At 71.0% G+C, this 19,065-nt stretch carries 16 protein-coding genes; 10 read left to right on the top strand and 6 right to left on the bottom strand.

The annotated features are described in order from the left end of the window. Positions 1-85 precede the first annotated feature (85 nt). From AB0J09_RS02375 to AB0J09_RS02365, 3 genes are all read right to left on the bottom strand, one after another. The gene (locus AB0J09_RS02375; protein WP_360683783.1) at positions 86-1,321 is read right to left on the bottom strand and encodes a serine/threonine-protein kinase; all 1,236 of its coding nucleotides are present in this window, start codon (positions 1,319-1,321) and stop codon (positions 86-88) included. Next, positions 1,308-2,279 (bottom strand): LacI family DNA-binding transcriptional regulator, encoded by a 972-nt coding sequence (locus AB0J09_RS02370; protein ID WP_360683780.1) that lies wholly within the window; start codon positions 2,277-2,279, stop codon positions 1,308-1,310. Before AB0J09_RS02370 ends, AB0J09_RS02375 begins: the two co-directional genes overlap by 14 nt. 180 nt (positions 2,280-2,459) lie before the next feature. Then, positions 2,460-4,595: a transglycosylase domain-containing protein gene (locus AB0J09_RS02365; RefSeq protein ID WP_360683777.1), complete on the bottom strand. Its 2,136-nt coding sequence runs from the start codon at positions 4,593-4,595 to the stop codon at positions 2,460-2,462. A gap of 288 nt (positions 4,596-4,883) precedes the next feature. Here AB0J09_RS02365 and AB0J09_RS02360 point away from each other — a divergent pair, with 288 nt between their 5' ends. The 4 genes from AB0J09_RS02360 to AB0J09_RS02345 all read left to right on the top strand — a co-directional run bounded on the left by AB0J09_RS02360 (position 4,884) and on the right by AB0J09_RS02345 (position 8,163). After that, positions 4,884-6,161, top strand: a complete 1,278-nt coding sequence (locus AB0J09_RS02360; protein WP_360683774.1) for a hypothetical protein — start codon at positions 4,884-4,886, stop codon at positions 6,159-6,161. Next, the gene (locus tag AB0J09_RS02355) at positions 6,158-7,156 is read left to right on the top strand and encodes a hypothetical protein (RefSeq protein ID WP_360683771.1); all 999 of its coding nucleotides are present in this window, start codon (positions 6,158-6,160) and stop codon (positions 7,154-7,156) included. The genes AB0J09_RS02360 and AB0J09_RS02355 overlap by 4 nt, the downstream gene beginning before the upstream one ends. A gap of 18 nt (positions 7,157-7,174) precedes the next feature. Next, positions 7,175-7,684: a MarR family transcriptional regulator gene (locus AB0J09_RS02350; protein WP_360683768.1), complete on the top strand. Its 510-nt coding sequence runs from the start codon at positions 7,175-7,177 to the stop codon at positions 7,682-7,684. Between the two features lie 71 nt (positions 7,685-7,755). Beyond that, complete coding sequence (locus AB0J09_RS02345; protein ID WP_360683765.1) at positions 7,756-8,163, top strand: STAS domain-containing protein; 408 nt, start codon at positions 7,756-7,758, stop codon at positions 8,161-8,163. Here AB0J09_RS02345 and AB0J09_RS02340 read toward each other — a convergent pair. Next, positions 8,151-9,557: an NAD(P)/FAD-dependent oxidoreductase gene (locus AB0J09_RS02340; protein WP_360683762.1), complete on the bottom strand. Its 1,407-nt coding sequence runs from the start codon at positions 9,555-9,557 to the stop codon at positions 8,151-8,153. The genes AB0J09_RS02345 and AB0J09_RS02340 overlap by 13 nt on opposite strands. A 145-nt stretch (positions 9,558-9,702) precedes the next feature. Between AB0J09_RS02340 and AB0J09_RS02335 the strand changes: the two genes are divergently transcribed. Beyond that, a complete protein-coding gene (locus tag AB0J09_RS02335) occupies positions 9,703-10,803 on the top strand; it encodes a sialidase family protein (protein WP_360683759.1) in 1,101 nt (366 codons plus the stop codon). Between the two features lie 23 nt (positions 10,804-10,826). On the opposite strand, the gene AB0J09_RS02330 is transcribed toward AB0J09_RS02335, so the two are convergent. Beyond that, the gene (locus AB0J09_RS02330; protein ID WP_360683756.1) at positions 10,827-12,377 is read right to left on the bottom strand and encodes an IucA/IucC family protein; all 1,551 of its coding nucleotides are present in this window, start codon (positions 12,375-12,377) and stop codon (positions 10,827-10,829) included. An 80-nt stretch (positions 12,378-12,457) separates the two neighbouring features. Between AB0J09_RS02330 and AB0J09_RS02325 the strand changes: the two genes are divergently transcribed. Beyond that, entirely contained in the window at positions 12,458-14,026 is a 1,569-nt protein-coding gene (locus tag AB0J09_RS02325) for an IucA/IucC family C-terminal-domain containing protein (RefSeq protein ID WP_360683753.1), read from the top strand. Here the strand turns inward: AB0J09_RS02325 and rfaE2 are convergent. Beyond that, entirely contained in the window at positions 13,998-15,413 is a 1,416-nt protein-coding gene (gene rfaE2 / locus AB0J09_RS02320; protein WP_360683750.1) for a D-glycero-beta-D-manno-heptose 1-phosphate adenylyltransferase, read from the bottom strand. The two genes, AB0J09_RS02325 and rfaE2, sit on opposite strands and share 29 nt — an antisense overlap. A 221-nt stretch (positions 15,414-15,634) precedes the next feature. On the opposite strand from rfaE2, the gene AB0J09_RS02315 reads away from it, so the two are divergent. Genes AB0J09_RS02315 through AB0J09_RS02300 form a run of 4 tightly spaced genes read left to right on the top strand, consistent with a single transcriptional unit; the run spans position 15,635 to position 19,060 of the window. After that, the gene (locus tag AB0J09_RS02315; RefSeq protein WP_360683747.1) at positions 15,635-16,690 is read left to right on the top strand and encodes a glycosyltransferase family 9 protein; all 1,056 of its coding nucleotides are present in this window, start codon (positions 15,635-15,637) and stop codon (positions 16,688-16,690) included. Between the two features lie 54 nt (positions 16,691-16,744). Next, entirely contained in the window at positions 16,745-17,254 is a 510-nt protein-coding gene (locus AB0J09_RS02310; RefSeq protein WP_360683744.1) for a SigE family RNA polymerase sigma factor, read from the top strand. Beyond that, positions 17,251-18,444 (top strand): hypothetical protein, encoded by a 1,194-nt coding sequence (locus tag AB0J09_RS02305; protein WP_360683741.1) that lies wholly within the window; start codon positions 17,251-17,253, stop codon positions 18,442-18,444. The genes AB0J09_RS02310 and AB0J09_RS02305 overlap by 4 nt, the downstream gene beginning before the upstream one ends. Before the next feature lie 37 nt (positions 18,445-18,481). Continuing rightward, on the top strand, positions 18,482-19,060 hold the full coding sequence (locus AB0J09_RS02300) for a TetR/AcrR family transcriptional regulator (RefSeq protein WP_360683738.1): 579 nt from the start codon (positions 18,482-18,484) through the stop codon (positions 19,058-19,060). The last annotated feature ends 5 nt before the right edge of the window (positions 19,061-19,065 follow it).

Raw genomic sequence — 19,065 nt, 5'->3', positions numbered from 1 at the left:
CCACTCAGGGATATGGCGTGGGTCGTGCTTGCGAGGGGTGCGGCTCGCGTTTCGAGGGGTGCGGCCGGTGCTGCCGTACCCCTCATCAATCCCCGTGAAGCGCGGCGTCGATGTCGTCGAGCCTGGCCTGCAGCTCGCTCAGGCAGGCGGGCGCGAGCCGGCCCTCGGCCATGCGGTCGGAGAGCTTCCTGCGCAGGCCGGCCGTCGTCGACGTCGACGGGCCGTGCGGCGACACCGCGGCGTGCAGCACCTGCTTGAGGTCCAGCACGACGTCGGCGTCGGTCGCGCCACACGGTGTCTTGGCCTCCAGCACGGTCTTGAAGTCGTCCACGGCCTGGTCCACGGTGACCGTCGCGGACGGGGTGCTCTCGACGAGCCTGGCCGTCGGCGACGGCATGACCGCGCGCTCGAGTTCCTGGAGCCCCCTCTGCTGGAACCACAGCAGGGCGGAGAGCGCGATGGCCGCCGATCCCGCGACCGTGAGGCCGCGCCTCACATGCCGGCCCAGTGTCGCCGTGCCGAGCGCGGACGTCAGCGCCGAGACGATCTCGGCCGCGGCCGGCCGCGAGTCCGGCCGGCGCGCCAGGCAGCGCTGGGTGAGCGAGGCCACGGAGTGCGGCACGCCGGGGACACGGGGCGTGGGATACATCCTGTGGGCCGCCTCGACCTCCTCCCACGTCGTCCCCGGGTACGGCGTGCGCCCGGTGAGCATGGCGTGCAGCAGCACGCCCAAGGCGTACACGTCGACCGCGGGGTGGGTCGGCGCGCCGAGCAGCCGCTCGGGGGCGACGTAGGGAGGGGTGCCGCGATCGTCGTCGGGATCTCCGGCCCAGGCCGCTATGCCGAAGTCGAGCAGCTTGGGGCCGTCGGCGGTGAGCAGGACGTTCTCGGCCGTGACGTCCCGGTGGACCAGGCCGCGGGCATGCCCGGCCATCAGGACCCGGGCCAGCCGTAGCGCGATGGCCGCGGCCTCGGCCCACGGCAGAGGGCCCTGCTCGATGCGCTCGGCCAGCGGTGTGCCGTCGAGCAGCGGCATCACCACGTAGGCCGCGACGCCGCCGTTCGTGGTGACGGTCTCGCCGTAGTCGTAGATCTCGATGGAGTCGGGATGGATGAACCTGGCGGCGGCGCGGGCCTCGCTGCGTGCGCTGACCCGTTCGCCGTCGCCGGCGTGGAGTGAGGCGGTGAGCACCTTGACGGCGATCATCCGGTGCAGTGACTGGTCGAAGGCACGCCAGATGACCGACATCCCCCCGCGGGCCAGCGGATCCAGCAGCAGATACCTGCGGGCCAGCACATCCCCCGGCTCAAGCCGACTCACGGATGACCAGTTCCGTGGGGAGTACGGGGTCGATTCCCGCGGCCCCCGTCAGGAGCAGCCGAGTGGCGACCGTGGCGAGCTCCTCGACGGGCTGGCGGATGGTGGTCAGGGTGGGAACGGTGTGCCTGGCGACCGGTGCGTCGTCGAATCCGATCACCGCGACGTCCGCGGGCACTTTGCGCCCGGCCCTGCGCAGTGCCTGGATCGCGCCCGCCGCCATCAGGTCGGATGCCACGAAGACGGCGTCCAACCCGGGGGCGTGGCGTAACAGCCACTGCATGGCGTGGGTGCCGGAGGCCGCGGTGAAGTCGCCGTACGCCACGGGCACGTCGGGGAGGCCCGCCGCCTGGAGTGTGCGTACCAGGCCCTCCAGGCGGTCGCGGACGCCGGGTAAGGACGGTGGTCCGCCGATGGCGGCGACGTTGCGGCGGCCGGACAGCAGGAAGTGCTCGGCTGCCTGGCGGCCGCCGTCGAGGTTGTCCACGTCGGCGTACGGGAGCTTGAGGTCGTGAGGCGGGCGGCCGATGTTGCGCACGGGGACGCCCGAGGTGGATAACTTGATCGCCAGAGGATGTCGCTCTCTGGCGCCCACGATGAGCACCGCGCCCGACAGCACGGGCAGGGTGGATGACGTGGGAGTGACGGTGGTCACCATGAGGTGGGTGCCGTGCTCGGCGATCACGGCACCCGCCGCGGACAGGAGCCTGGCGTAGTACGGCTCGGAGAAGAGGCGGGGGAGGTGGTCGCAGATCACTGCCGTGACGCCGTCGGCGATGGTCTTGGCGGCCGTTCCCCGAGGGGCGCGTTGGCGCACGTATCCCATGCGGGACACGGCGTCGTAGACTTGCCGGCGGGTCGAGGTACTGACCCGCACCGAGCCCGTGAGGACTCGAGATGCGGTCGCGGGGGAAACCCCTGCAGCGGCCGCCACCTGTGCCAGTGTGGGCTGCTCGGTCATGGAGCACCTCGCGGAAAAAGATCCTGGGAGCGCTCCCACGGTACCAATGTTTCGGCGCTGTTAATAGGGCCTTTGCAGGGAGTGCGTCCCATTGTGCGGACGCACTCCGAATTTGCTCAGCTAGAGGCATTGGTAACCGGCAGGGGTTTCTGAGTTTTCCCAGTTTTCCCCCGCCGGGGATCAGCGGGGCAGTGTCGTGTCGGTCAGCCAGTCGCTCGGGTTGCGGTCGCCCCGGTCGTCGGGCTCGACCCGCCGCTGAGGCTGGCAGCTCTGGCCGCAGCCGCCGAAGCGGGAGCTGTTCACCGGCGTGAAGTCGGTCGCCGGGATGCCCTTCAGCGCCGACAGCATGGTGTCCTTCCAGATCGGCCCGGGAATGGAGGCCCCGAAGACCGAGCCGTAGTACCGGCCGCCGATGGTGATGTTGTTCAGCTTGTAGCTGACCGCGCCGCGCGGGTCGCCGATGCTGACCGCGCCCGCCAGGTCGGGGGTGAAGCCGGCGAACCAGGCGGTGGACTGGGCGTCCGTGGTGCCGGTCTTGCCCGCCGCCGGGCGGCCGATGCCGCCGACGCCGCGCATGGTGCCCTTGGTGAACACGCCGGACAGGATGTTCGCCGCGGCGTCCGTCACCTCGGGGTCGATCGCCTGCTTGCACTTGGGCTTGTAGTTGGTGACCTTGCCGTCGCGGTCCTTGATCGAGGTGATGGCCATGGGCGCGCAGTACTTGCCGCGGGCGCCGATCGCGGCGTAGGCGGTGGCGACGGTCACCGGGTCCATCTCGTTGATGCCGAGCGTGAACGTCTCGAACTCCCGCAGCGGGTTGCCGTCGGCCCGCTTGATGCCCAGTGACTGGGCCGTCTTGATCACGTTGCAGAGGCCGACCTTCTGCTCCAGCGTCATGAAGAAGGTGTTGACCGAGCCCCATGTGCCGGTGGCCAGCGACTTGAAGCCGCCGCCGCCCTCGTCGTTGGTGATGGTGGCGGAGGGGTCGCCGATGTTCTCGCCCTTGCAGTTCTTGAACGAGGAGTAGTAGGGGGCGCGGAATCCGCTGCCGACCGTGAAGCCGTCGTTGATCTTCATGCCCTGCTTGAGGGCCGTGAGCAGGGTGAACGTCTTGAACGTCGAACCGGCCTGGAAGCCGATGCCGCCGCCGTGCACCGCGTCCGCGACCACGTTGTACGACATCTCGTTCTTGCGCTTGGAGATGCCGTAGTTGCGGCTGGCGGCCATGGCCTTGATCTCACCCGTGCCGGGCTTCACCAGGGCCTCGGAGGCGACCGGGTTGTCCGACGGGTGCACGTGCTTCTTGATGGCCTGCTCGGCGGCCGCCTGCATCTTCGGGTCGAGCGTGGTCTGGATGGTCAGGCCGCCCCGGTTGAGGAACTGGGTCCTGGCCTTCTTCGTCTTGCCGAAGTCCGGGTTGCTGAGGATCTCGTTGCGGACGTACATGCAGAAGTACGGGTAGTCGCTGGCCTCGCAGCCGCCGGGCAGCGGGGTGCCCTTGTAGCCGAGCTTGGTGGCCTTGGCCGCGGTGGCCTCCTCCGGCGTGATCTTCTTGAGCTCGGCCATCCTGTCGAGCACGACGTTGCGCCGGGCCAGCAGCCGGGCCCTGTACTCCTTGCCCCGGCTGGGGTCGGTCTGGAGCGGGTCCTGCACGGCGCCGGCCAAGGTGGCGGCCTGGGGCAGGGTCAGCTCGGCGGCGGTCACCCCGAAGAAGCGCTTGGCGGCCGCTTCGATGCCGTAGGCGCGGGCGCCGAAGTACACGATGTTCAGATATTTCTCGAGGATCTGGTCTTTGGTGTACTTCTGCTCGATGGCCATCGCGTACCGCAGCTCGTTGAGCTTACGCGCGTAGCTGGCCTCGAGGGCCGCGTTCTTCTCCTTCTTGGTGGTGCCCGAGTTGAGCAGCACCTGCTTCACGTACTGCTGGGTGATGGACGAGCCACCCTGGGAGATGCCGCCCGAGCTGAGGTTCTTGGCCAGGGCGCGCACGGTGCCCTCGATGTCGATCGGGCCGTGCTCGTAGTAGCGGTAGTCCTCGATCGAGATGATCGCCGTCTTCATGACGTCGGCGATCTTGTCGAGCCCGACGTTCTGGCGGTACTCCTCATAGAAGGTCGCGATCGTGTCGCCCTTGGAGTCGAGCACCGTCGTCCTCTCCGCGAGGGGCGGCTCCTGGAGCTCCTGCGGTTTGATACCGAGGTCCTCCGATGCCGAGACGAACATCGCTCCCGTCCCCCCGACCGCGGGTAGCGCGATGGCCGCGGCCACCACACCGGCCGCGACCGCGGCCCCGGTCAGGCGCGCGATACTCGACATACGGGAACCCATGGTGGTAAAACCTCCCCCTCGTGGCAATACGGTGCATCCTAAACCCCGCCATGACGTGCTCTATGTAAAACCTTGGACCCCGCCCGGGGCCGGTTTGTTCGCGCGGCAAGCGGGTTTTCTCCGTCTCTGGCCGTTTAACCGAAGTTCGGGCCGCCTGGGGCCTGTGTGAAGGCTGTGGCGATCTTCAGTTTTCGTCAAAGAAAGCGTGTTGACGTGCGGTCGGGCGTTGGCTGCTCTGGCAATGTCGGGTTCCTACCGGTCGTGGTGGGAGGTCTTATGCGACGTGTCGGGGATGGCGAGCACTTCGATCGGCTGCTCGCCGCCGCCAGAACATACTGGGGCGAGAGTCCGGGCGGCGACAGCTGCGTCGTGGCGGAGGCGTTCGACCAGGACATCCGGGTCGTGGTACGCACGCTCATGGTGGCGAACGCGGTCTGCGAGCTGCTGTCCGCGCGGCTGTTCGCGCTGGTCGATCCGGAGTGGCGCAGGCTGGCCGACGTGTTCGGGGCCGAGGCGGACGGGGCGCCGCGGGTGCCGCCGGCCGCGCTGGTCACCAGCAGGGTCGATCTCGACGTGCCCAGGGACATCCCTGTCGTGCACGTTCACGGGAAGGGGTCGCTGAAGGCGTACGCGATCTTCCCTGATCAGGGCCCCTGCTCGTTCCACGATGAGTTGCCCGCCAGGGTCGGCGCGTTCTTCGAGCGGCACGTCTGGCCGCACAGGCACGTGATCGCGCCCGACGCGGAGCGGACGGCCTGGCGGGCGAAGAGCGGCTACCAGGTCCGCACCGACACCGAGCGCCGCCAGCTCCGCCACTACGGCTGCGCCCGTCTGGGGCTCGATCCCGACCGGCCGACGATCACGGTCTTCGGCCACACGCCGGAGCAGGACACGGACCTGTTCGAGTCGACGGTGGAGTACGCCGCGTCGGACGTGTCGGCGAACTGGCTGTTCCTCGACCCCGTCCCCAGAACGCATTCCCGGATCAGGCGCGTGGACGGCGACCTGTCCGCGAACCTGCTCTGGAGCATGACGGACGCGGGCGTCGCGTTCGGCGACAGCGATCTGCCCGCGTTCGGCATCCCCGTCGTCCAGGCAGGCTGGTCGGTGGGGAGAGCCTGCCGCGCCACGCACGTCGCACGGCAGCCGTCGGACATCCGCGTGCTGCTCGACGAGGCCATCGCCAAGCACGACAAGGGGGAGTCCATCCTCGAGCCGGAGCAGCGCGAGCGCGCCCGCCTGTGGCTCTGGCTGCGCCGCTGCGGCGCGGACGTGCCCACCGGGCTCCTGCCGCACTGGGAGCACGGCGCCGATTACGCGCGGGCGCTCGCCGTCAACCTGTGGCACGTGGAGCGCGACGGCGATCCCCTCTACAGCGCGGTCGCACGCATGTGGGACCGGCGCGAACCCATGCTCACCCGTTTCGACTTCCACGACCCGGCGGGGCCGTACATCAGGAGCGCCCACGACCGGTTTCGCCGAGTCGGACGAGCAGATCATCACCAGGAGTTTCCCGACCCGGAAGGGCCGTTCGTCACCAGGAGCACCCCATGACCAGCCCAGGACCCGCTACCGAGCTCGACCAGCTGATTCTTCCCGCCATCCCGCCCGTACACATCAACAACGGCCAGATCTCCGCGCTGCAGGTGACCGACAACTTTCACCGGGGCACCCAGATCCTGGGCAGGTTCGAGACCTCGGGGCTGGCGGGGTTCAAGGTCTCCGCGCAGGGGCGCTCGCTGCGGGTGCTGCTGTCGCTGTCGCTGGACGAGCGGTCCGTGATCGGCTGGCACGATGGCCAGGCCGAGGCCGCGAGCTTGCTGCCCCGGCTGGTGCAGGTCCGCTCTCAGGGGCAGCTGCGCCAGTGCGTGCTGCTCAAGGGGAAGCGGGCGCACGCCCGGGTGACCTTCGACCTGTCGCCGGAGGAGATCCCCGACGACGGGCTGATCTGCGTCGAACTGCTCGACATCACGGAGGGCGACGGGGTTTCCGGGGAGCTACGCCAGGCCGTTCGGGGGCGCGTCATGCCCGACGGGGTGGCCGGGGTACGGCTGAACAAGGTGGTGTTCGAGGAGCCGCCGCCGGCGGACTTCGACCCCGACACGCTCGACGGCCTCCGCTGTGAGCAGTCCTCGCTGATCAGCGCGGGCGGCCTGGTCAACTTCAACCGGCAGGGCGCACGTGTGCTGCGCACGGGCATGTTCGTGGTCAACCCGGTGCTGAAGGACACGTTCGGGTCGAGCGGCCGCATAACGTTCAGGCTGGGCACCAAGGCGGAGCCCGCGAGCGTCATCCCCGCGACGTGGCGGCGGGTCAACAGCGAACTGCGCTGGATGCGCCACGCCACCAGAAAGCTGCTGGGCATGGCGGCGCCGCCCGTGAAGCGCGTGTTCAGCATCAGGGACGGGAACATGGGCGGGCCCGAGGAGCGGGTGGACGGCAACGTGACCGAGCTCATGCTGCCCAGTGCCAAGAACTCGCCGTATCTGGTGATCATGGGTTCCTGCCTTGGCGCCATGCCCACGCTGGAGTCGGCCGCGACGCACTAGTACGTAAGATGCGGTGTCATGGGCGACGCTGTCGACGGGATCCTCGAGCAGTGGCGGCGCGAGCGGCCGGATCTCGACCTGTCGGCGATGGGCGTCTTCGGCCGGCTCGCACAGGTGATGAGGGTCCTGGAGCCGCAGGTCGACCAGGTCTTCACCAAGCGCGGGCTGCGGCAGGGTGAGTTCGACGTGCTGGCCGCGCTGCGCCGGGCCGGGCCACCGTACACGCTGATTCCGTCGGAGCTGTCCGCGGTGCTGATGATGTCGCGAGCCGGCATGACCAACCGGCTCGACCGGCTGGAGGCGGCGGGGCTGGTCGAGCGCAGCCTCGACCCCGCCGACCGGCGGAGCTTCCGCGTCCGGCTGACCGATGAGGGCCTGCGGATCATCGACGAGACGCTCACCGAGCACGCCGCGAACCTGGCCCGTCTGGCCTCCCCCCTCACCAGCGAGGACACCGAGACGCTCGCCACGATATTGCGCAAGTTGCTCGATGGACCGCTTGGTAAGCCTGGGGGCCGAGAGGCTTAATGTGGTCGGAAAAATGCCAATTGCCTGTGATAACGCCGCACAGCGGGCAGTTTTCCTGTGTGACCAGCGGCTTGCGAATCGAGACGATCCGGCATCTTCATTGCACGGTGCTGCGCGCCAAGGGCGAGCTCGACCACGCGGGCCGGGTCCGGTTCAGCGCCTGCATCAACGCCGTGTGGGACTGGTCGGAGGGGCCCGTCCTGGTGCTCGACCTGGCTGATCTGGACTTCTTCGATTCGTCGGTCATCGGGGTGCTCGCGATGGCCATGCAGCGGATGGAGGAGGAGAGAAGCGGCCGCATCATCCTGGTGCGGCCCTCCAGCCACCTGCTGTCGGTGCTGCGGCTGACCGATCTGCTGTCACATGTGGAGCTGCGGGGGAGCGTCGAGGAGACGGTGGCCGAGCTGATGCTGCAGTCGGCAGCGGCCGCCGCCTCGCGCGAATCCGAGGCGGCGGCCGGAAGAGATCACAACCCGTAGGCCTCCAGCAGCCGCAGCCACACCTCGCTCACCGTCGGGAAGGACGGGACCGCGTGCCAGAGACGGTCGAGCGGCACTTCGGCCGTCACGGCGATCGTGGCGGAGTGCAGCAGGTCGGACGCGCCCGGCGCGGCGAACGTGACGCCGAGAAGCACCTTCCTGTCCTCGTCCACCACGGCCCTGGCCCGGCCGCGGTAGCCCTCGCCCATCAGGTATCCCCCGCTGACCGCCCCCATGTCGTAGTCGACCACGCGCACCCGGAACCCGTCGGCACGAGCCACCGCCTCGGTCCGGCCGACCGCGCAGATCTGCGGATCGGTGAAGACGACCTGCGGGGCGCCGTACGCGTCCGCCAGATCCCGCATCGCGGACAGCTCGTCACCGCGGGCCCGCGCGGCGATCACGTCACCGCAGATCCTGGCCTGGTACTTGCCCATGTGGGTGAGGAGCGCGCGCCCGTTGACGTCGCCCACGGCGTACAGCCAGCCGTCGGAGATCGCGGTGGCCCGCATGCTGTCGTCCACCTCGACGTACTCGCCGTTGGGCAGGCCTACCGTGCTGAGCCCGAGGTCGCGGGTCGCGGGCCGGCGGCCGGTCGCCACCAGCAGCTCGTCGGCCTCCAGCGGCGGCCCTTCGGACAGGTGCACCGTCACCTTTCCGCCGCGCTCCGGGCGCTCGACCCCGACGACCTCCACGTGGGTGCGAACCTCGATGCCCGACTCCGCGAACGACTCGGCCAGCATCTCTCCCGCGAACGGCTCCATCCTGCCCAGCAGCCCGCCGCCGCGCACCAGCACGGTGGTCTGCCGCGCGCCGAGCCCGTGCATGGCCTGGGCCATCTCACAGGCGACCACGCCGCCGCCGAGCACGGCCAGGCGGTCGGGGATGGAGTTGGTCACGGTCACGTCGTGGCTGGTCCAGGGCTCCGCCTCGGCCAGCCCAGGGGTGGGCGGTATGGCGGGCGTGCTGCCGGTGGCCAGCACGACGGCCTGCCGGGCCGTCAGTACGCGTTCGCCGCCGTCCTCGGTGGTGACGCGTACGCGCTTGGGGCCGTCGAGCCGCCCGCGCCCACGTACGAACTCGGCCGGCACACCCTCGATCCACCGCACCTGGCCGGAGTCGTCGAAGTGCGAGATGGCCTCGTCGCGCCGGGCCAGCACGGCGGCCACGTCGACGGGCCCGAGCGACAGCCCTGGGGCCCGCGCCACCTCGCCCGCCAGATCGACCGGTCGCAGCAGCGCCTTGCTCGGGACGCACGCCCAGTAGGCGCACTCGCCGCCGGCCAGCCGCTCCTCGACGATCGCCGCGGTCAGTCCGCCGCGCACTGCCCGGTCCACGACGTTCTCGCCGGCGGGACCGGCGCCGATCACGATGACGTCGAACTCGTCAGCCACCCTGCCTCCAGAAGCACTCGCCTGTGAAATGCACTCTTTCATGCCGGAGCTCCCACCTCGTCGCGACGCGGCGGCTCGCGTGCCGTTCGCGGGAGGGGGCAGGGAACGTCACGCTGCGTTCACCCAGGGGTCGTAACGTGCCCACATGGTTGATCGTTACCCGACGTCGGTGCCGTACCGGCAGCGGACGGATGGTTATCACACGTACCGGATCCCCGCGGCGGTGGTGACCGGGGCGGGCACGGTGCTGGCGTTCGCGGAGGGGCGGTACGTCTCGGCCGGGGACTCCGGCCACATCGACATCGTGCTCAAGCGGTCCACGGACGGCGGCAGGACGTGGGGCGCCCTGCAGGTGGTCGCCACGGAGCCGCGCCGGGGCACCGCGGGCAACCCGGCGGCCGTCGCGCTGGCCGACGGCCGGATCGTGCTCGTCCACGTCAGGCAGGGCCCGTCGGTCACGGAAGACAAGATCAGGCGCGGCCAGGTGTCCGCGGCTGACGGGCGGCGGGTGTTCGTCCAGGTCAGCTCGGACGACGGGGTCACCTGGCCGGCGCCTCGCGAGATCACCGGCAGCGTGAAGCGCGCCGAGTGGCGCTGGTACGCGACCGCTCCCGGGCACGCGGTCGAGCTGCGGCACGGCCCGCACGCCGGGCGGATCGTGGTGCCCGGCAACCACTCGCTGCCGCCCGCCGGGTCCGACAACGGGACCGAGGGCAAGTACGACGGCGGTCATGCGCTGCTGAGCGACGACGGCGGCCAGACGTGGCACATCGGATACGTCGACGACAACCCCGACGGGTACGTCAACGTCAACGAGACCACGGCCACCGAACTGCCGGACGGGCGCCTCTACGTCAACGCCCGCACCGACTCCACCGCGCCCGGCACCAGGGCCGACGCGTACTCCTCCGACGGCGGGCAGACGCTGGACCAGCCCTTCCGCCCCCAGGCGGGGCTGGCCGGACCGGTGGTGGAGGGGAGCGCGCTGTGGTGCTCGTCGCCGGACGTGCTGCTGTTCTCCGGGCCCGCCGCCCCGGATGCCCGGGCGTTGATGACGGTACGGGCCAGCGGCGACCTCGGGGTGACCTGGCGGGTCGCGCACACGGTGTCGGGGCTGCCGGCCGCCTACTCCGACCTGGTCAGGGTGGACGGGGACACGGTGGGGCTGCTGTTCGAGACCGGCAACTTCGGGCCGTACGAGATCATCGCCTTCCGCCGCCTCCCCGTAGCCGAACTGACCCCCTGATTCCGCGCCCCGGGCCGCGGGAGTCAGGTGGCGAGGGGGTTGCGCAAGGTCGTCCAGCTGTCGCCGGGCGGTGCGCCCTCCAGGCGTGCGAGCAGGTGGGCCTTGACCGTGATGTGCGTCCCGAACAGCGCCTTGCGGTCCTCGGCGCCGGGCAGCTCGTCGAACGCGTCACGTGCCGCGGCGGCCACGACGTCCCAGAGGCGCGACTCGGCGGCCCGGTCGCCGCGGCAGAGGAGCGCGATCAGGCTGCCGAACGTGGTGCCCACGAGCCCGCCGAAGAGCTTGGCGTGCAGGATCTCGGGGTCGTCGGCGAGCAGCCTGACGCTGACCGGCGGGAGTTCGATGCCGTTGCGGGCGAGCCGGGCCGGGCTGATCCTGACGTCGGCCAGGTCGCGGTAGACCAGCCGGTACGGCATGCCGTCCCGGTCGAGCTCCACCAGCAGGTTCTGGCCGTGCGCCTCGAGCGCCACGCCGAGCGCCAGCAGGCCCAGGGCGTCCCTCAAGGCCAGCCGGGCGAACGCGGTCAGCCACGCCACCGGGTCGCGGACCATCGCGGGGGTGACCGCCGCGACGGGGATGGCGGCCCCCGTCGGCTCGCGCAGCATGGCCGCCAGGTCGGGGCTGTGCCTGCCCTTCACCTTCGCGGCGGCCCCAGCCAGGTAGCGGGCGATGCGCGGCCGTCCCCCCTGCCGGGCGGACAGGGTGGTGAGCAGGTGCGAGAGGTTGACGCAGTCGCGGACCGAGCCGGGCGAGATGTCCCTGACGCCGGACGTCATCCGGGTGCTGAAGGCCGTCTTGATGTGCGGGCCGCCGTCGAGAGGGGCGAGGGTGCGTACGGACATGAGCGGACGGGCCGGGACGGCGCCGGTGACGTGCGGGCGCAGGCCCAGGCGGTGCAGGACGTGGGCGCTCTGCCAGGGATGCACGGGGAGCAGGAGCCGGTCGCCGTCCATGAGGGAGTCCGGCCACGGGCCGGAGATCAGGCAGTCCGCGGCGGGGACCGCGAGCAGGTCCAGGTGGACGACCGGCCGGTGCTCCGGCATGTACGCGAGCTGCTCGGCCACGGAGACGCCGGGACGGCTGCGGCAACCCGGGTGGTAGGGGTGGCCGTCCACCACGCTCTGCTCGTGATCCTCGGGAGTGGCCGGGGCGCGGGCCGGTTCCGCGCGGGACAGCGCCAGGGAGGCCACGCTGTTGTCCAGGTCCTCGACCAGCGGGCCCGTGCCCGGCAGGCCGAGAGCGGCCAGCAGCTCGGCCGGGTGCGTGTACGGGTGGCCGTTCAGCCAGAGTGCGGGCTCGCCCCCGAGGTCGTACGGCTCCCGTGCCCGGCCCATGAGCCTGCGCCCGTCCGCCAGCGGGATCTGGACCCGTGGACACTCCGAGGCCCCCGCGGGCGAGCCCGCCGTGCCGGGAAGCGGTCCCAGCAGACCGGGGAGCGGCTCGTACAGGAGGCTGCGCCAGAGGCGGCCCAGGACGGCGGCGCGCGCGTCTGGGAGGGCCGCCATGTACGCGGCGGACAGATCCGGGCGCACGAGGGCCAGGTCGGCCGCGAACTCCGCCTCCCAGCGCCTCATATTTCCCAGCTTTCCCAGAAACAAGCCTGATAGCTACCCTTGTGGCACTAATGGGGACAAAGGGTATGGATAAGGTCGCCATGACAGCTACCGACGACCTTCTCCCTCTCTCGCGGGAGGCACGAAGAGAAGCCGCAGCCCTCGCGGTGACGGCACTGCTCAACTGCCTGATGCGCGAGGTGGCCCGTTCCGCGTGGGACGGTGCTTTCCTGCTGCCCGCGACCGGACACGTCCTACGTGCCGACGACGGGCGGTTCCCCGGCAGGCCCGCGCTCCACACGCCGGACGGCTGGTGCCCGCTGTCGCTGGACGACCTGGTCGCGCTGACGGCCGCCGAGCTGCGCGCCGGCACGGGGGTGGCCAACGACGAGTTGCCCGCGGAGATCGCGCACAGCCGGGACGTCATGGCCGCCCTGCTGGTCGCCAGGCGGACCGCGACGCCGCCCGCGGACCCGTACCTGCGCTCCGAGCAGGCCCTCGTCGCGGGCCACCGCTACCACCCCGCGCCCAAGGCCCGCGGCGGTGCGAATCCTGGAGGCTGGCTCCCGTACTCGCCGGAGGCGCACGCGAGCTTCACGCTGCCGCTGCTCGGCGTGCCCGCGGAGCGGCTGGTCGAGGAGGGGGACGCGAGCGCGCTCGACCGGCTGGGCCCGGCGCCGGGCGACGGCCTGGCCCTGCTGCCCGCGCATCCCTGGCAGGTGGAGCTGCTTGGCGGTCCGCCGCTGCGCGACCTGGGCGTCACGCAGGCCGTGGCGTGGCCGACCTCGTCGGTTCGCACGGTGTACCTGCCGGAGCCTGACCTGTTCTGCAAGTTCAGCCTGGACGTTCGGATCACGAACGACATCCGGCGGCTGTGGCTGCACGACCTGAAGAAGCTGGCCGCGGTCGCCGACCTCGTGGGGCACGCGTTCGACGACCTGCCGGAGCACGTGTCCCGCCCCGCCGTCCTGCGCGACCGCGGCTACCGCAGCGCGGAGCTGGGCCGGGACGGCGGAGAGGCGCTGGCGGTCATCGTCCGCGACGGGCTGCGCGAACACCTGCGCCCGGGGCTGACGGCGCTGCTGGCGGCGGGGATCAGCGAGGGTTTCCCCGGCAACCCGATCGACGGGCTGGATGAGGACCGGGCGCTCGCGTGGTGGGGGCGCTACCTCGATCACGTGGTGCCCCCGGTCCTGCACGCCTACTTCCGCCACGGGATCGTGCTCGAATGCCACCTGCAGAACGTGCTGATCGCGGTGGACGGGCACGGCGGCCCCGCGCAGGCGGTCTTCCGCGACCACGAGGGGATCAAGCTGCTCGCGGAGCGGCACCCGCTGCTGCCGGGCATAGATGCCTCGTACGGGTGGGAGCGGCTGGTGTACTGCCTGGTGACCAACAACCTCTTCGAGATCGCAGGGGCTCTGGCGGACCGCCATCCGGGACTGCGAGGGGAGCTGTGGGCGCGGGCCAGGGAGGTGTTCTCCGCCTGCGGCAAGGACCACGGCGATCCGGATCAGCTGCGTGACCTGCTGTCCGCCACGCACGTTCCGGCCAAGGCCAACCTCCTGCTGCGCTGGCTGGACGCCCCGGGCGGGGACATGCGGTGCGTGCCCGTGCCGAACCCGCTGAGCCTCGGCCATTTCAGGGAAGCGAGCGCATGCGGCCGATGATGGCCGTGGTCGAGTGGTCGGACAGGTAGCCGAGCACCCGCACCTCGCCCCCCAGCGAGCGGACCAGCGGCGCCTCGGGCAACATCTCCGCGGTGTAGTCGCCGCCTTTCACGTAGAGCTCGGGGCGGATCATCCTGAGCAGCCGTTCGGGCGTGTCCTCGTCGAACTCCGTCACGTAGTCCACGTCGTTCAACGCCGCCAGCACGGACATGCGGTCCTCGCACGGATTGAGCGGGCGGCCCGGCCCCTTCAGCCTGGCCACGCCGGCGTCGCTGTTGACGGCCACCACCAGCACGTCGCCGAGCTGGCCCGCCTGCTCCAGGTACGTCACGTGCCCCCGGTGCAGCACGTCGAAGCAGCCGTTGGTGAACACCACCCGCTCGCCCCTGCGCCGGTGCTCGTCCAGGAGCTGGGCCAGGCGCTCGGCCGTCTGGACCGTGCCCTCGTGGCGGTGCAGGGCGCGCAGCAGCTCGTACCGGGTGCAGACGGCCGTCCCCTGCCGGCACACGACGACACCGGCCGCCGCCTGGCCCGCCTCCGCGGCCTCCTCCGGCGACGCGCCGCCGGCCAGCCAGAGCGCGAACGCGGCCGTATAGGTGTCGCCCGCGCCCGTGGCCATGTGCTGGGGCACTGGCCGGGCATAGGTGCGGTACGGCGGGCGGCCGCTCCTGTGCAGCAGCGTGCCCTCGCCGTCCAGCGTGGTCACCACCATCCCGGCGCGGGTCAGCTCCATGAGCTGGTCGGAGCGGGCCGACAGGTACGCCAGGCGGTCGGCCGGCTCGTCCGCGTCGCCCAGCAGGCTTACGACCTCGGCGTAGTTCGGCAGGACGACGGCGGGAGCGCATTCCCCCCACGGCGCGACCGCGTGCGCGTCCACCACCAGCAGAGGGAGCCCGGTGAGCGCCCGGCGCACGGCCGGGGTGAACACGCCGCCGCCGTAGTCGCACGCGACCACCACGTCGGCGCCGCGCACGGCCTCGCCCAGCCGTCCGAGCAGCTCCCGCTCGGTCCGCTCGGGGAGCACGCCGAGGTCCCCCTCGTCGTAGCGGGCGGTGAGCTGGCCGCCGCTGACCAGCCGCCGCTTGTGCGTGGTACGCCGGCCCGGCACGGTCACCAGGTCCGTCTCGACGCCGAGCAGGTGAAGCGACTGCACGAGCTTGTCCCCGCAGGCGTCGTCGCCCACGGCGCCCAGGAGTCGTACGCGGGCGCCGAGGGCCACGAGGTTGGCGGCGGTGTTGGCGGCCCCGCCAGGCGCGTCCTCGGTGGCCTCCAGGCTCATCACGGGCACGGGCGCCTCCTGCGCCAGGCGTTTGGCCGAGCAGCGCAACCAGGAGTCGAGCATGACGTCGCCGACGACCACGGCGCTGATGGTCCTCTCTGTGCCCATGTGGAGCGAATACCTGAGAAAGCGCTGCTCAAACCCGGTTTATCCGCAACCGCTCGCCCCCGCGGAGGTTCCCCCGCGGAGGTTTACGCGCCCATCGCCACGAGGCGGCTTCCCCCCGAGGGACCTCCCACCCTGAAAAGGACCCCAGCCGAAGTGCGGTGGGACGTGAGGATGCGGCGCGGCAGGTTAAACGCCCGACCTCCCTGGGTAGCCGGGCGCCCATGCGAGCCACATCTGGGCTGGTCGAAAGGGTCGAGCGGATCGCCGTGCTACGAGCCAACGCGCTCGGCGACTTCTTGCTGGCCGTCCCCGCTCTGAAAGCGCTCAAACGGGCTTATCCCGGCGCCCGCCTGACTCTGCTCGGCACCCCATGGCACGCGGAGTTCCTCGAGGGCCGCCCGGGGCCGGTGGACGACGTGGTGGCGCTGCCGCAGATCACGGGCTTGTCGACGCAGGACGGCGGGTACCCGGCGCCGGAGGAGCTGTGCGAGGGGCTGCGGGCGCGCCGGTTCGACCTGGCGGTGCAGATCCACGGCGGCGGGCGCTACTCCAACCCGTTCATCCGCCGGCTGGGCGCCAGGGTGACGGCCGGAATGCGCGCTCCCGGGGCGGAGAGCCTGGACCGCTGGGTGCCGTACACGGACTACCACCACGAGACCCTGCGCTTCCTCCAGGTGGCCGCGCTGGTCGGCGCGGTGGCGGACGGCCTGGAGGCGCGGGTGGCCGTGACCGGAGACGACCGGGCGGAGCTGGCCCGGGCGCTCGGCGAGCCGCCGCGAGGGCTGGTGGCCCTGCACCCGGGCGCGAGGGACCCGCGCCGGCGCTGGCCGGTGGAGCGCTTCGCCGAGGTGGCCGACGGGATCGACCGCCCCGTCGCCGTCACGGGCACTCCGGAGGAGAAGGGCCTGGTGATGGGCGTGGTCGGCGCGATGCGCCGGCCCGCGATCCCCGTCGTCGGCGCGCTCGGCATCGGCGGCCTGGCGGCGCTTTATGAGCGATGCGATCTGGTGATCGCCAATGACACGGGCCCGCGTCACCTGGCCGCCGCCGTCGGCACGCCCACGGTCGCCGTCTACTGGTGTGGCAACCTGATCAACTTCGGGCCGCTCAGCAGGGACAGGCACCGGCCGCTGATCTCGTGGACCACGGCCTGCCCGATCTGCGGTGCCGACGGCATGGACCGGCGTGCCGAGCGCTGCCCGCACGACCTGTCGTGGGTGACCGACGTCTCGGTGGACAGTGTGATGGAGCAGGTTCGCGATCTGCTGGACGCATAGCGAGGGCGGGCCCCGGGCGTCTGACAGGGTGACATCAATCCCCTGGAGGTGATCGTGGACGCCGCGGACGAGCAGCGTTTCCGCGAGTTCGTCTCTGCGCGCTCTCCCGCCCTGATGCGGCTCGGGTTCCTGCTCACCGGTGGTGACCAGCACGCGGCCGAAGACCTGGTGCAGACCGCGCTGGCGAAGCTGGCGAGCAGGTGGCGGCGGGTGGAGGCGCCCGAGGCGTACGCCAAGCAGATCATGTACCGCCAGCAGATCAGCTGGTGGCGGGCGAGCACGCGGCGCGGCGAGGTGGTGCAGGCGACGCCGCCCGAGCTGGCAGGCCAGGACCTCAACCACCAGAGCGAGCTGCGCATGGTGCTGCGGACGGCGCTGGCCAGGCTCACCGCGCGGCAGCGCACGGTGCTGGTACTGAGGTATTTCGAGGATCTGCCCGAGCAGGACGTCGCACGGGCGCTGGGCTGCTCCGTCGGCACGGTCAGGAGCACGGCCCACAGGTCGCTGGCCCGCCTGCGTGAGATCGCCCCCGAGCTGGCCCAGGAACTGGAGGTGGCCAAGTGACCTCACTGCTTCGCGACACCCTGCGGGAGTGGGCCGACGAGACGAGGGTGCCGCACGACCTGGCCGACCGGGCGCTACGGAGGCGTGCCTGGAAGCCCGCGGGCGTGGTGGTGCTGGCCGTGGGGCTGGTGGCGGCGATCGCCGTGTCCGCCGTGGGCCTGCGCGGCACTCAGCCGGCTGCGCATGACCCTCAGGCCACCATGCACGCGGCCACCGGCGTCACGCTTCCCCCTCGTCCCTCGCCCGCGCCGACCGACGTACGGGCCGACACGGAGCACAGCCCGCCGGCCAAGCTGATCGCCGCGGGCCGCATGGCCGTCTCCGCCTACTACACCACCAGACGGGAGCAGGTCTCGGACAACGAGCAGCGGATCAGGTACACGTGGTCGTTGTACGACCCGCGTAACGACGGCTACGAGGAGACCGCGTGGGCCTGGGTTGACGCGGCCCCGGGGCTGCAGGTCGCGGCCGTGCTCGAGGGCGAGGGGATCAGCAAGCGGCTGGGGATCCTCGACATGAACACCCGGCAGATCCTGAAATGGATCGATCTGGAGCACCCGGTGGGGTCGGTCTCGTGGTCACCCGACGGCACCAAGGTCCTGGCCACCGCTTACTCCAGCTACCCGGACATCCTGAAGGGGAAGGGCGACCAGGCAGCGCCGCCCGGGAACAGCCCGCGTACCGGCTACTACATCGTCGACGTCGAGGCGGGCACGGCCGACTACCACGAGCTGCCGCCGATGTCCGACGGGATGCTCACCAACGAGAAGATCTTCAATGGCAACGGCCGCCAGGACCTCGGCTGGAGCCTGGACGGCACCATGCTCTGGGCGCCTACGAGCACGATGCCGGACCGGCTCTTCTACAGCCTCGACGGCGAGCAGCGTGAGGCGCCAAAGAGGGACCAGTACGTGGACTACACGGGCATCTCGGCGACCTCGCCGAACGGCCGCCTGGTGCTGGGCCGTGACGTGCCGGCCGATCCCGTCGGAGGGCAGAAGGTCCTGCAGTTGCACGCCTGGGCGGACGACGACAACGTCATCGCGCTGGGCTGCGCCGGGTCGTGCGAGAACGAGTTCGACAACGGGATGGTCCTGGTGAGCGTGGATGGGAAGCGGATGACCCAGCTCACCGCCAACCGTGACACCAACAAGGACGGCGCCTGGCGATGGGTCCTGACCCCTAGGTAACTAGACCGAACGTTCTCAAATGTGTTAGCTTGACGCCGTGGCGAGGAGCAAGGAGTTCGATCCCGAGGTCGCGTTGCAGAAGGCCCTTGAGCTGTTCTGGGAGCGCGGATACGAGGCCACGTCGATGGCGGACCTCGTGGAGCACCTCGGGATCGCGCGGGCGAGCATCTACGGGACCTTCGGTGGCAAGCACGAGCTCTACCTGAAGGCGTTGGAGCGTTACCTGGGGCAGCGCAACGTGGTCGAGCCGTTGTCCCAGCCGGGGCCCGCGCTGCCCGCGATCAGGGCGTTCCTCGACTCATACGTGGCGGAGTGCCTGGCGGACGAGCTGCGGCGGGGCTGCATGGTGGTGAACTCGGCAGTGGAGTTCGCCTCGCGTGACGGCGCCGTGGCCGCGAAGGTGGCGGCGAGCTGGGCCGAGTTGGAGACCGCGCTCGCCGCCACCCTCGTCAGGGCACGCGCCCAGGGCGAGATCCCGCCGGAGAAGGACCCGTACGCGCTGGCCAGGTTCCTGCTCGTGCTGCTGCAGGGCCTCAGGGTGCTCGGCAGGGCCGACCCCGACCCGCGCCGGCTGCGTGACGCGGTCGAACAGGCCATGGTCGCCGTTCAAATTTGAGAACG

The organism is Nonomuraea sp. NPDC049784 (assembly GCF_040659615.1).
In the GTDB taxonomy this organism is placed as follows: Bacteria; Actinomycetota; Actinomycetes; order Streptosporangiales; family Streptosporangiaceae; genus Nonomuraea.
This window is presented reverse-complemented; position numbering and strand designations above follow the sequence as displayed.

What these genes read in the sequence shown, in the direction of transcription:
- AB0J09_RS02360 (WP_360683774.1), top strand. Translation starts at nt 4,884, where the DNA reads ATGCGACGTGTCGGGGATGGCGAGCACTTCGATCGGCTGCTCGCCGCC.
- AB0J09_RS02350 (WP_360683768.1), top strand. Translation starts at nt 7,175, where the DNA reads ATGGGCGACGCTGTCGACGGGATCCTCGAGCAGTGGCGGCGCGAGCGG.
- AB0J09_RS02370 (WP_360683780.1), bottom strand. Translation starts at nt 2,279, where the DNA reads ATGACCGAGCAGCCCACACTGGCACAGGTGGCGGCCGCTGCAGGGGTT.
- AB0J09_RS02365 (WP_360683777.1), bottom strand. Translation starts at nt 4,595, where the DNA reads ATGTCGAGTATCGCGCGCCTGACCGGGGCCGCGGTCGCGGCCGGTGTG.
- rfaE2 (WP_360683750.1), bottom strand. Translation starts at nt 15,413, where the DNA reads ATGGGCACAGAGAGGACCATCAGCGCCGTGGTCGTCGGCGACGTCATG.
- AB0J09_RS02335 (WP_360683759.1), top strand. Translation starts at nt 9,703, where the DNA reads ATGGTTGATCGTTACCCGACGTCGGTGCCGTACCGGCAGCGGACGGAT.
- AB0J09_RS02355 (WP_360683771.1), top strand. Translation starts at nt 6,158, where the DNA reads ATGACCAGCCCAGGACCCGCTACCGAGCTCGACCAGCTGATTCTTCCC.
- AB0J09_RS02330 (WP_360683756.1), bottom strand. Translation starts at nt 12,377, where the DNA reads ATGAGGCGCTGGGAGGCGGAGTTCGCGGCCGACCTGGCCCTCGTGCGC.
- AB0J09_RS02325 (WP_360683753.1), top strand. Translation starts at nt 12,458, where the DNA reads ATGACAGCTACCGACGACCTTCTCCCTCTCTCGCGGGAGGCACGAAGA.
- AB0J09_RS02315 (WP_360683747.1), top strand. Translation starts at nt 15,635, where the DNA reads ATGCGAGCCACATCTGGGCTGGTCGAAAGGGTCGAGCGGATCGCCGTG.